Origin of the sequence: Clostridium sp. UBA5119, assembly GCF_002414285.1 — a bacterium.
Classification (GTDB): domain Bacteria; phylum Bacillota; class Clostridia; order Clostridiales; family Clostridiaceae; genus Clostridium_J; species Clostridium_J sulfidigenes.
The window spans coordinates 16,800-30,871 of sequence record NZ_DHYX01000011.1; the positions used below are offsets into that span (position 1 = coordinate 16,800).

9 protein-coding genes are annotated in these 14,072 nt (G+C 26.3%); 8 read left to right on the forward strand and 1 reads right to left on the reverse strand.

Features of this window, described 5'->3' with window-relative positions; genetic code table 11:
* Positions 1–51: 51 nt before the first annotated feature.
* Positions 52–813: a class I SAM-dependent methyltransferase gene (locus B2671_RS01050; RefSeq protein WP_346868741.1), complete on the forward strand. Its 762-nt coding sequence runs from the start codon at positions 52–54 to the stop codon at positions 811–813.
* A 310-nt stretch (positions 814–1,123) separates the two neighbouring features.
* On the opposite strand, the gene B2671_RS01055 is transcribed toward B2671_RS01050, so the two are convergent.
* Positions 1,124–2,434, reverse strand: coding sequence for a helix-turn-helix transcriptional regulator (locus B2671_RS01055; RefSeq protein WP_346868742.1), 1,311 nt, complete (start codon positions 2,432–2,434; stop codon positions 1,124–1,126).
* Between the two features lie 256 nt (positions 2,435–2,690).
* On the opposite strand from B2671_RS01055, the gene B2671_RS01060 reads away from it, so the two are divergent.
* The 7 genes from B2671_RS01060 to B2671_RS01090 all read left to right on the forward strand — a co-directional run.
* Positions 2,691–2,834 carry a hypothetical protein gene (locus B2671_RS01060; RefSeq protein ID WP_346868743.1) on the forward strand — a complete coding sequence of 48 codons (144 nt, stop codon included), beginning with the start codon at positions 2,691–2,693 and terminating at the stop codon, positions 2,832–2,834.
* 355 nt (positions 2,835–3,189) lie between these two features.
* Positions 3,190–3,885, forward strand: coding sequence for a 4'-phosphopantetheinyl transferase family protein (locus B2671_RS01065; RefSeq protein ID WP_346868744.1), 696 nt, complete (start codon positions 3,190–3,192; stop codon positions 3,883–3,885).
* 19 nt (positions 3,886–3,904) lie between these two features.
* Entirely contained in the window at positions 3,905–4,597 is a 693-nt protein-coding gene (locus B2671_RS01070; protein WP_346868745.1) for a thioesterase II family protein, read from the forward strand.
* Between the two features lie 25 nt (positions 4,598–4,622).
* Positions 4,623–9,104, forward strand: a complete 4,482-nt coding sequence (locus tag B2671_RS01075) for an amino acid adenylation domain-containing protein (protein WP_346868746.1) — start codon at positions 4,623–4,625, stop codon at positions 9,102–9,104.
* A 184-nt stretch (positions 9,105–9,288) separates the two neighbouring features.
* The gene (locus B2671_RS01080; protein WP_422653212.1) at positions 9,289–11,736 is read left to right on the forward strand and encodes a serine hydrolase; all 2,448 of its coding nucleotides are present in this window, start codon (positions 9,289–9,291) and stop codon (positions 11,734–11,736) included.
* Positions 11,699–12,184, forward strand: a complete 486-nt coding sequence (locus tag B2671_RS01085; RefSeq protein WP_422653210.1) for an ATP-binding cassette domain-containing protein — start codon at positions 11,699–11,701, stop codon at positions 12,182–12,184. Before B2671_RS01080 ends, B2671_RS01085 begins: the two co-directional genes overlap by 38 nt.
* Before the next feature lie 21 nt (positions 12,185–12,205).
* The coding region (locus B2671_RS01090) for a condensation domain-containing protein (RefSeq protein WP_346868749.1) at positions 12,206–14,072 on the forward strand (1,867 nt) is incomplete at its 3' end.

The following is a 14,072-nucleotide window of genomic DNA, read 5'->3' on the forward strand; positions in this document are numbered from 1 at the left end:
AATATGTCCCCAAATAAGTATTTATGATAAATCAAGGAAGAAAGGTGATAAATGATGTTAAGTTATTATGGTAGATTATCTTCAGAAGTATATGATATGGATAAGCCTATAGGGCATTCTTTTGGAGATGTAGAATTTTACATGAATAGATTAGAGTCTTGCAAAGGACCTATTCTTGAACCTGCAACAGGAACGGGGCGTATATTAATTCCGCTTTTAGAAAAAGGATTAAATGTGGATGCATTTGATATTTCAAAAGATATGTTAAATATATGTGAGAATAATTGTAAAGAAAGAGGTTTAAATCCTAAACTTTTTGAAGGTAAGATGGAGTCTTTTTCACAAGATAAAAAATATGATGCTATTATAGTACCAACGGGAACTTTCCTTCTACTACATAATAGAGAAGATTCAATAAAAGCATTACAAAACTTTTATAAGCATTTATCTAACGGTGGTAGATTAATTGTTGATATATTTTTGCAAACGGATATTTCAATAGGTACAGTCTCCACAAAAACTTTGAATTGTTCTAATGGAGATATAATCACATTAGAAAATAAAGTTGTAGAGGTTGACTATATAAATCAATATACCATTTCCCATGGAAGATATGAAAAGTGGCGTGAAGGGGTACTTTTGCAAACTGAATTGGAGCGCTTCCCATTAAGATGGTACGGTATAGAAGAATTTAGATTAATAATTGAAAGTATAGGATTCAAAAATATTGTTATTTCTTCAGATTATAAATTTGGTCAGTATCCTTCGAATTCTGAGCAAGTCGTTACCTTTGAAGCTGTTGCTGTTAAATAGAAATATATTAATGTTCCCTAAAACTACGTTTTGAGGGAACATTATTTTAGGTGTTGAACAAATACGAAAAAGTATTGGCTTTATGCATTAGATATAAAAATTATATATAAATATTTACATAGTGAAATATGGACTTATGCCAACAGATTGAATACAAAAATCGTACCGATTTAAGTTGATTTTTAGAGCCTGAATATGATTTGTTCAACTTTTATTGTCCACGATTATATACATAGTATTATTGCTAACTTCCGGAGAGATAAACTAATTATCTACTCGGAAGTTGTTAATTTCATAGGTTTTTTAAAAGTTAAACTTCAATGTATTTATTTAGATGTATGTAATAGGGAGAAGTTATATCACAAAATAAATTATTATATTTTGAGGATAAATACTTTTTTTTGTAATTTACATGTAAAACCCTATATTTGTCATAACCAGTGACAGTAAATAAATCTAAATAGGCTATAGATAAATCTAGCAATTTATTCTTTTCATTTAAAAATCTTATACATTTATTATAGTGTGATAGGGCAGTATTATAATTTTTATTTATAAAATTCACTCTGGCCAATATAAAGTTATAATCTGTTTTTGTAGAAGGTTTTAGAGTCATATAGTTAATAGATTTCTTTTTTTCTAAGATACTTTCTATATCATTTAAATTATATAGGAGAGTTAATTCTAACACTTTTAATCTGTCATTAAGTTCTGGATAAGAGCGATATCCTGATAATAATTTTATTACTTGTCTACATTTAGTTATATCATTTTTATAGAGATAGCAATTAAATAAATTCAAATGACATTCAATAGCTTGAACTTCATCATCTATCAAATTATAAAAAAATATAGCTTTATGTATGTATTCAATTGATTTATCATAAATTTTTGCTGCAAAGTAAGCAAGGGATAAATTTATGTACATAGAAGGTATAATTGTAGTAGCTATAAAATTAAAAGTAATATCAAAAAAATTTTCAAAATGATTAATAGCATTTTCATATTCTTTGTTGTAAATATAATAAACACCTATATTATTATTTATAATAAAATATATTTCACACTTATGTTCATTATATAAATCAAGGTAAGCTAATGCTTTTTTTAAAAATATTATGTTATTAGAATCATTTAAGTTTCTTACTCTTATTTTTCGTAGACTATTAATAGCTATACATAAATTCTCTACATTGTATAGCTTTTCATCTGTTGATAGAGAATTAAATAAGCATTCACACCTAGACAAAAGTAATTCAGCATCTGATTTTAAATCGAGCTTATAATAACTCATACCAATGTAGTAAGTATTAGTGAAATCTTGTGGTTTAAATTCTTCTATAATACGAAAAAAACTATGTTTAGAATATAATTTCTCAATAAAAATTTTATTTTTATTAATATGCAAATCACAAACAATTGGAATATTATCATCTAATAAGTAATCTATACTTACATTTAACTGTGTAGCTAGATATTTTAATTGTAATATAGATGGTGTTAAAAGATTATTCTCAATTTTACTTAAAGAACTTCGATTAATAATTTCACATGTTAAATCTTTTTGAGTAAGTTTTAACTTTTTTCTTGAAAATTTTAATTTGTCTCCTAAATTGTTCATATAAAATCCTTTCCTAAATAAAATTAAATGTTCTATTTAAGAACAAAATTATAAAAATAGTTATTTATGTTAGAAAATCACAGAAAATACAAGTTGAGATAACCAATTCTATTATATCAAAGTATTTCAATATATAAAGTAATTTGAAATTACTGAATATTATGTAATAATATTCAGTATAACAACAAAAAATGTAAAAAATTTAAATTAATTGATGTACAAGTTAGTGCATTATATTATGAGGAGTGTTTATGTAATGAAATGTAGGAAAATGTATGTAATTGCTTTAGTAGCAATATGTATAGTATGTGCAAATATGTTATATTCTTCAGGAACTAATCTTTTAGATGAGAAAGGACCAGTTGATATTGGTTCAACATATAATATGCTTAATTTGTAAAAATCTTATTTGAGGATAATGTATTTTAAATATAACGTGAGTTTACAATAAGATATCTAATAAAAAGTTTTTATTAGATATATGAAAATAAATAACAGATCAAATATGTTAGTGTATTTTGTGTTAGACATTCATCTCTAGTAAGTACTATCATCGTGTTATTTCATGCAGTATGATGTAAAATATATTAGAATATTGATCTATTATTTATTTTAATGTGTCTTTCCTATTGTTTTATACAGAAAATTGATTTTTATCATTTTGATATAGGATAACAAAATATTAAAAATATAAATGGGAAGTTTAAATAAAAATTTAGGATGAGAAATTAATACACAGATATAATGAGGTTTTTATGAAAATCTATAGAGTGAAAGTTTCTAATATTACAGAAGAAAGAATAGATGAGCTATGTTTACATATTAGTGAGAAGAAAAGATGTAGGATTAATAAATATATTAATAAAAAAGATAAAATTAGGACATTAATTGGAGAGATATTATTAAGAACTATAATTTTTGAGGAATTGAGTATTAGAAATAAAGATATAACATTTGAGAAAAATCAATATGAGAAACCATATCTTAAAGGGCATCCTAAATTTAATTTTAACATATCTCATTCTGAAAATTATGTGGTATGTGTCATTGATGATAAACCTATAGGAATTGATATTGAAGCGGTAAAGCATATTGAGTATAAAGATATAGCTAATAGCTTTTTCAATATAAGTGAATTTAATTATATTGTTAATAATAATTTAAACATTCAGTTAAGTGAATTTTATAAAATATGGACTTTGAAAGAAAGTTATGTTAAATGTTGTGGACAGGGATTATCAATACCATTAAAATCGTTTTCTATTGATATAGATCAATATGAAGATATTAAAGTGATTATTAATAATGAATATAAAGAACATACATTTAAGATATTTGATATAGATTTAGGGTATAAGATGGCTGTTTGTTCGCTAAATAAAGAGATTTCAACTGAGATAATAGAAATAAATCAAAATATTTTAATCGATAAGTATTATAAATTAATTTAATTATGGAGAGGAATTGATAATGATATTATTTTGTTTACCATATGCAGGGGGATCAGAAACTATATATTATAATTGGAAAAATCATATACATCCTTTGATTCATGTAATTCCGATAGAGTTAAAAGGAAGAGGAAAACGATTTAATGAATTTTTCTATGAAAGCTTAGAAGAAGCAGTTGATGATATATTTGAAAATATTAAAGAAAAGATAGTGGATGAAGATTTTGCTATCTATGGACATAGTATGGGAAGTCTTTTAGCTTATGAATTGTATTATAAAATGAGTAAAATGAATATTAGAAAACCTAAACATATATTTTTTTCAGGATATAAAGCACCAAGTATTATAAGAGAAAGAGAAAATACGTATACCTTACCTGATTATGACTTTATGAAAAAAGTAATGGAACTTGGTGGGACACCAGATGAGTTAATGAATAACCAAGAATTACTCCAAATATTTCTTCCAATTATTCGAAGTGATTTTAAAGTTTTAGAAACCTATAATTTTCAAGAAAAGGAAGAGAAAATTCAGTGTGATGTTTCAATTTTAAATGGAAAGCAAGATAATATTAACTTAAAAGAGATATTAGCTTGGAAGCATCATGTGTGTGGAGATTTCAAAGTTTATAATTTTGAAGGAAATCACTTTTTTATAAATACTAATGTTCAGAATATAACTAAAATTATAAATACTACATTAGTTAAATAGAAGAAATATCAAAAGGGGAATAAAGATGAGAAGTAGTGAGAGGGCTTATTATAAATTAACACATCCGCAAAAAAGAATATGGTACATAGATAAGATAAATATAAATTCACCATTACATAATATTGGTGGATGTATGAGTATATATGAAGATATAGATGTTGAAGTTATGAAACAAACCATTAATCTTGTAATAAAAAATAATGAAGGATTAAGACTAAGAATTTTAGAGAAAGAAAATGAACCATTTCAATATATTAAAGGCTTTGAAAATGAAAACATAGACTTTTTAGACTTTAGTAATTATAAAAATCCTCAAAAGGAACATGAGACATGGTCAAATGATTTGTTTAAAAAAATTTTTAATTTAGTTGATAATAAACTATATTATTTTACAATATACAAGATAAATGACAAAGAATATGGTGTGTTACTTAATATTCATCATATTATATCTGATGGATGGTCCATTACTCTTGTACAAAAACAAATTTGTGACATATATAGAAAGTTAATAAATAAAAACGATATTTATACGATCAATTATTCATATTTAGACTTTATTAAGGATGAGGAAGAGTATTTGAATTCAGAAAGGTTTATAAAAAATAAAAACTTCTGGAAAGATAAGTTTTTAGATGTACCCGAGGAATTTTTATACAAAACATCTAACAGTTTAGAAGGTAAGAGGCGATGCTTCAATATTGATGAAGAATTATCAAATAAAATAAAAAAGTTTGCAGATAATAAAAAATGCTCATTAAATACTTTCTTTATAACAATATTACTTATTTACATAAATAAGGTTACATATAAAAATGATTTAGTAATAGGAACACCAGTATTTAATAGAACTAATAAAGACCAAAAGAATATGATAGGTATGTTTACAAGTACAGTACCTGTTAGGTTTAAGTTAGATACTGGGTTGAAAATAGAAGATTTACTAAAATTAGTTAACAGAGAATTAAAACTATGCTTTTTAAATCAAAAGTACCCTTATGACCTTTTAATTAAGGATTTAGAATTAGGAAAGAAAGGCTATGACAGTTTATTTAAAATGTGTGTAAACTACTATAACTCAAAATATGATAATAACATTAACGATATAAGTGTAGAAATTAAGGAGTATTATTGTGGAAGTCAAAGTTACTCATTACAATTAACAGTTAAAGATTGGGAAGAGAGTGATATAACACTAAACTTTGACTACAAAACATTAGAATACTCAGATAATGAAATAAAAACAATGTATGAAGCTATGATTAATATAGTTAATCAGATAGTAACATATGAAAATATTGTAGTTAATGATTTAAAACTTATGAACAAAGAAGAGATCAATTATAAGGTATATGATTTAAATTCCACAACTGTTTATTATCCACAAAAAACAGTATGTGAATTATTTGAAGAGCAAGTAATTAAAATACCAAGTAAGGTTGCGTTAGAGTTTAAAGATAAGACATTAACATATAAAGAACTTAATGAAAAATCGAATCAATTAGCAAATCATTTAAGAGAAAAAGGAATAGATAATAAATCAATTGTAGCAATTATGGAAACTCATTCAACAGAACTTCTTATAAGTATTTTAGGTGTTTTAAAGGCAGGAGCAGTATACCTACCCATTGATCCTAGTTATCCTATAGAAAGAATAAATTATATGCTTGAAGATTCAAAAAGTAATATTATGTTAACTAATTTTATTGTATTAGATGAAATCAAATTCAAAGGAAGCATAATTAATATAAACGATGAAGATTTACAAGGATATAGTAAAAATGATTTGAAAAAAACTAATAGTTTAAGTGATTTAGTTTATATTATCTATACATCTGGGTCAACAGGGAAACCCAAGGGTGTAATGATTGAACAACAAGGGTTAACAAACTATATATGGTGGGCTAATAAAATTTATTTAAAAGGTGAAGATGAAGCTATGGCTTTATATTCTTCAATATCCTTTGATTTAACAGTAACATCTATATTTACACCATTAATTTCAGGTAACAAGATTGTTATTTACGATAATGATGAAACAGAATTTGTTCTATATAAAATATTAAGAGAAAATAAGGTATCAGTTGTGAAGCTTACCCCTGCACACTTAACTTTATTAAAGAATATGGATAATACAAGATCTAATATAAAGAGGTTTATTGTAGGTGGAGAAGATTTAAAGGTAAACTTAGCAAAAGAAGTTTGTAATAGTTTCGGTAAAAATATAGAGATATTTAATGAATATGGACCAACAGAAACTGTGGTTGGATGTATGCTATACAAATATGATGAAAGAAAAGATAAAGGAGTATCAGTACCAATTGGATACCCTGTGGATAATGTGCAAATTTATATATTGGATAATGAATTAAATCCAGTTTCAACAGGTTTTGTTGGAGAGCTGTATATTTCTGGTGATGGAGTTGCTAGGGGGTATTTAAACAGAGAAGAATTAACCCATGAAAGATTTATTGAAAACCCATTTCTTAAAGGAAAAAGGATGTATAAAACTGGTGATACGGCAAGATATCTAGAAAATGGAGTTATTGAGTATGTAGGAAGAATTGATAACCAAGTAAAAATAAGAGGTCATAGAATTGAAATTGGTGAGATAGAAAGATATTTATTAGAAAATGAATTTATCAAAGATGCAGTTGTGGTATTTAAAGAAGATTCATTAGGTAATAAGATATTAAATACTTATGTAGTTAGTAAAAAAGAAATTACAAATGCAGAAGTGAAAGAGTGGCTTTTAAAATTCTTACCTAAATATATGATACCAACGAATTTTGTATTCATGGATAAACTTCCATTAACTTTAAATGGAAAGGTAAATTATGAACTACTTCCAGAACCCAAAATAGATGAGAGAGAGTTTATAAAATATGAAACCATAGCAGAAAAAGAGTTAGTCAAAGCTATGGAAGAAATATTAGGGGTAGAGGATATAAGTATGAATGATAACTACTATCAACTTGGAGGAGACTCTATAAAGGCCATTCAAATTTCTTCAAAACTCAAAAATCTTGGGTTAGATATTAAAGTAAAAGATATACTCGCTCATGATTCTATAGAAGATATGGCTGCTTCAATAGAAGAAAATAAAGTTGATAGCAATATAAGTCAAGAGAAGAGTGAAGGAACCATTGAGACAACACCTATTATAGAATGGTTTTTTAATCAAAATTTTAAAAATGAAAATCTATACAATCAATACGTGTTACTAGAATATAACGGAGCTTTAGATATTAATAAGATAATAGTTGCTGTAAATAAATTAATGGAACATCATGATTCATTAAGAATTAATTACGATAAAAAGATTAATAAATTATATTACAACAATGAATATTTAAATAGAATACCAATAACTCAATATTTTGATTTATCTCAATATTCACACATGCAGCAGTGTGAGAAGATAAAACAATTAATGGATGAAACTAATTCTAGTATTAATATAGAAAATAATAGTTTATTCAATGTAGTAATGATGGATTTAGATAAAAATAGACAAGCCTTATTATTTACAGCTCATCACTTAATAGTAGATGGTGTCACTTGGAGAGTGATATTAAATGATTTCATAGATGTTTTAAAACAATTGGATGAAGGAACTGAGGTAAGATTACCTTTAAAAACCCATTCATATAAAGAATGGGCAGAAGCTTTGAAAACTTATAGTAGAAAGGATTTTAGTGATGAAGTTGATTATTGGAAAGCAATATTAAATAAAGAGATTAGTTATAACGTAGATTACGATAAGGAAGAAGATACTGTTGAAACATCTAATGTTTTTAGTCAAGAAATAGATGAAGAAACATTGAATAGCTTAATAGAAAAATCTAATGAAATATATAATATAGACCTTAATGAAGTTTTAATAATTGCGTTAGTGCTCACACTAAATAAGTTAACTAAGAAAGATGAGATAATAGTTGAACTTGAAAGGCATGGAAGAGAGGCTGTGAATGACTATATTGATATATCTAGAACTGTTGGATGGTTTACAAGCATGTACCCTGTATATTTTAGCATAGAGTATGAAGATATAGAGGATAGCATTAAATCTTTAAAAGAACAGCTTAGAAATATACCTAATAAGGGATTTAACTATAGCATTCTTAAATTTTTAAATGGTGAACTTAAAGGACAAGAAACTAAGTATGTAAGATTTAATTACCTTGGAGACTTTGACAATATAATAGATAAAGAGAAATTTAAATTATCAAATATTGAATTTGGGCTAGAGAGTGATAAAAACAACTCATTAACGGCATTAATAGATATAGCTGCTATGATTGTAAATAAAAAATTAAAGATAACTGTGGAATATAGTAGAAGTAAATTTAAGAATGAAACAATGGAGAATTTTGTTCAAACTTATGTAGAAACATTAAAATTAATCCTAGATAAATGTTCTAATAAGGATTTTAAGGAATTTACCCCATCAGATTTTGATGCTGTTAATATATCACAAGAGGATTTAAATGCTCTTTTTGATTAAAAATATTTATATAAGGAGCAATATTATTATGAAAAAGAAAAATAAACTGGTAGTTATGCTTAGTATTTTTCTGAGTATAGTATTATGTCAACTTAACGTGTATGCTTTGAGCAATGATAATATAGAGACAAATTATTTAACTAAGGATGAAGGGTTAAAGATAGAAAAATTTATAGAAGAAAATATGAATGAGGGTAAGATTCCAGGACTATCTGTTACCATAGTTAAAGATGATAAGACTGTTTATCAGAAAGAATTTGGATATTCTGATATTGATGAGAAAAAGCTAGTTACTTCTCAATCCTTATTTGAAATAGGATCTAATAGTAAAGCCTTTACTGCCTTAGGTATTTTAAATTTAGAAAAAAGTGGGCAAATTAAGCTTAAGGATGAAGTAACTAAATATATACCATGGTTAACAGTTAAATATAAAGATAAAAAAGTACCAATAACAATTGAGCATTTGTTGTATCAAACAAGCGGCATACCTTTTAAAACTATAGATAAGATTCCAGTTTCGAATGAATCTAATGCTCTTGAAGAAACAGTTAAAACTTTAGTGGGTATAGAACTAGACAGTGAGCCAGGTAAGAAATTTCAATATGCAACCATAAATTATGATGTTTTAGGACTAGTTGTTGAAAAAGTAACAGGAAAGACATATGAAAATTATATTGAAGAAGCTGTTTTAAAGCCAATGGGCTTAAAGAATACCTATCTATTTAAAAATGAAGCTATAAATGAGAATATGGCTAGTGGATATAAAATTGGATATTTAAAACAACAGTTATATGAAGCACCAGTGTATAGAGGAAATAAGCCAGCGGGATATATTATATCTAACGGTGAGGATATGGCAAAATGGCTTAAGATTCAAATGGGAACCATGAATGAATTAAAACTTGATAAAGATATAATTAAAAAGTCACAAGAAGCTAACAGAGGTGTTAGTGCCATAGATAGTGAAGTATTCTATGCTAGTGGATGGTTTATTTATCCCAAAGGACAGGTTTCCCACGGAGGTAATAATCCTAACTATTCTTCTTTTATAATATTTAATGCCAAAGATAAAGTTGGAGTTGCTGTATTAAGCAATACAAACTCTACTTATGTTCAAAATATTGGATTAGGTATTAATAAAATATTCCAAGGAGAATCAGTTAAAAAAGATATAAAAGACTTAAACAAAACTGCAGATAAAGTAGCTATTACTATTATAGGTATTTCAAGTTTATTAGTTTTAGTGACCTTATTTTTTATAATAAAATGCTTAAGGGATATATTTAGAAAGCAAAGAAATTTCAAATTTAATGGTATAAAAAGTAGTTCAAGATTTATTTTCTCTTTCCTATTTATGTTGGGATTAAGTTACTGTATATATATAATACCACAGGTTTTATATAATGGGGTGTCATGGAAGTTTGTATTTGTTTGGCTTCCTAAAAGTGTTGAAGTGGCACTTTATTCCGTATATATAACTATTTGGATTATATATGTATATCTTATATTTACAAGCTTTTTTAAAAAAGAAAAGGATAAAGACATATTAGTATTATCTTTATTAAGCGTTTTAAGTGGAATGGGTAATGCTCTTATAATATTCACTATCAATATGGCTATAATTAGTAATAATGATTTAAAGTTTAAACTTTTAATGTATTTTATTTTAGGAATTGTTCTTTATGTTTATGGTCAAAAGATAATGAGAGAGAAATTAATAGATTTTACTAATGAAATAGTATACTCCAAGAGAATGGAAATTGTAAAAAAAATACTGGGGGCTCGGTACAGTAAATTTGAGCAAATTGAAAAGGGTAGAATTGAGTCAACCTTAAATAATGATACTGAGACTATTAGTAGATTTGTAAATATTTTAATTGGTGGTATAACTAGTGCTGTTACACTTATATGCTGTTTTATATATTTAGGAACCATAAATATATACGCATTATTACTTTCAGTATTAATAATAATACTTATTGCTAGTATTTATTATTTGGTTGGTAGATATGCTAATAAACTTGGAGAAGAGGCTAGAGATCTTCAAAATGTATTTTTTAAATTTATTAATGACTTAATAGGTGGATTTAAGGAGTTAAGTTTAAATGGAAACAAGAAAAGTGAATTTGAGGAAGATATGGAGAAAGGCTGCAGTGAATATAAAGTTAAAAGAAGTAAGTCAGCATTAGCGTTTGCAAATATGTTTGTGATAGGAGAACTTTTATTTACTTTAGCAATTGGGTCAGTAGTATTTATTTTTCCTTTCATTTTAAAAAATTTAGATTCAACTAGTCTTACAAGCTATGTTTTTGTGTTACTTTATATGACAGGGCCAGTACATGGAATACTAAACACTATACCAAATGCTATTGAAGTAAAAATAAGTTTAAAAAGAATCAATAGTTTAATCGATGAAATATCATCCTATACTAAGGAAGAAGATAATATTTTTAATAAAAACATAGGAGGTAACTTATCTTTAAAATTAAAAGATGTAGAATATGAATATGCTAAAACAGATGGACAATCATTCAAACTAGGTCCAATTAATTATGAATTTAAATCTAGAGAAATAGTTTTCATAACTGGTGGAAATGGTAGTGGGAANNACAGGTTTATATTTGCCGTCTAAAGGTGAGATATCATTAAATGGTATAGTATCACAAAAACAATTGAGTGAAAGCTACTCAACAGTTTTTGCAGATTTTTATCTCTTTGATAACCTTTATGGCATAAATTATAAAGGCAAAGAGAATGAGATACAAAGATATTTAGAAATATTACAGCTAAGTTATAAAGTTCAAATTCAAGATGGAAGGTTTAGTACAACAAAATTATCAACAGGTCAAAAGAAGAGACTAGCCTTATTAGTTACTTACTTAGAAGATAAATCTATTTATTTATTTGATGAATGGGCAGCGGATCAAGATCCTGAGTTTAGGCTATTCTTTTATGATACCTTACTACCAGAACTCAAAGATAAAGGAAAATGTGTAATAGCTGTTACCCATGATGATAGATACTTTAATCTTGCAGACAGGGTTATAAAAATGGATTTGGGTAAGATAAGCGATTTATAAATGCTGTAGCGAGGTGATAATGTGGTTAAAAATAATAAATTAGACAAAAATAATATAGAAAATTTTATGTCGTTAACTAGCTTACAACAAGGAATGTTGTTTCATTATATTAGTGGTGAAGAAAGTAACATGTATCATGAACAATTAAGTTTAAATCTTAGAGGAGACTTGAAGCTAGAGTTATTACAAAGATCATGGCAGTTTGTAATAGATAGTAATGAGATGCTAAGAACAATTTTTAGATGGAAGGGAATAGAAAATCCTATACAAGTGGTTCTTAAGCAACATGAAATTCCAATAAAATATTTAGATTTTACAAATGAAGAAGATAAAGAAGACTTAATAAAAGAAGTTAAATTAAAGGATTTAAGCAATAGGATAGATATAACAAGAGAAACTTTAAGAATTTACTTATGTAGGATAGATGAAGGTAATCATGAGATGATTATAAGTAATCATCATATTTTATATGATGGTTGGAGCAATGGAATAATACTGAAGGAAGTTATGGAAGCATATAATTGTTTATATGAGGGAAAAGAGCCTAAAAGGCTTAATAAAACAAAGTTTAGTCAGTTTATTAAATATCTAAATTCTATAAATAAAAAAAGTGAGAAAGAACATTGGGCAAAGTATCTTGAGGGATTAGATAATAAGGATGATTATTTTAGTTGTAAAGAAGTAGGTGTTCATAAAGAAATTTCATACAAGGTAGATAATCTTAAGGCAAATAAAATTAAAGAATTTTCAAAAGAAAATAAAGTTTTACTATCATCAATATTATATGGAGCTTGGGCACTATTACTTCAGAAATTTAATAACTCAAATGAAGTTTTATTTGGTACAACAGTTTCAGGAAGACCAGAAAATATAAATTCTATAGATAAAATGGTAGGATTATTTATAAATACTATGCCACTAAGGGTAAAATCAGATGGGAAAACTACATTAATGGGGTTAATTAAATCTTTAGATAAAAGTCTTAATGAAAGAAAAAGTTTTGAGAATACAGCTTTAACTGACATAAAAGAGTATTGCGGACTAAAAGTTAATGAAGAGCTTTTTAATTCAATAGTTACTATAGAGAATTATCCTTTAGATTTTAGTTCAAACCAAGAAAATGTGTTATCTATAGAAGGGTTTTCAATTGTGGAGCAAACAAACTATAACATGGCTCTAGAGATATTGACTTTTGATGGCATTGAATTTAAATTCAATTTTAATATCATATCAATAGATGAACGTATAGTTGAGAAATTGGGTATTTACCTAGAAAGGATTATAGAAAATTTATTAAGTAATCCTAACATTTCTATAGGAAATATAGATTTACTATCAGAGCAAGAAAAAAATCAAATACTATATGAATTCAATGATACGAAGGCTGAATATTCAAAGGATAAGACAATCCATGAGTTGTTTGAAGCTCAAGTAAAAAAGACACCAGATAATATTGCAGTAGTATTTGAAGGTAAAAAGTTAACTTATAGAGCATTAAATGAAAGATCAAATAGTCTAGCAAGAGTATTAAGAGATAAAGGTGTTAAAGCTGACTCTATAGTAGGAATAATGGGAATCTTAAAAGCTGGTGGAGCTTATTTGCCGATAGATCCGAGCTATCCGAAAGAAAGAATAGAATATATGCTAGAAGACAGCGGAAGTAAGATTTTGTTAAGCGAAAACACTTTAGTAGAAACTATAGAGTTTTATGGAGAAATAATTGATTTATTAAATGAAACCTTCTATATGAATGACTCAACCAACTTGACTAAAACAGATAACTCAACTAATTTGGCGTATATTATTTATACTTCAGGAACCACAGGAAAACCTAAGGGAGCAATGATTGAACACAGATCACTTGTTAATAGATTAAATTGGATGCAAA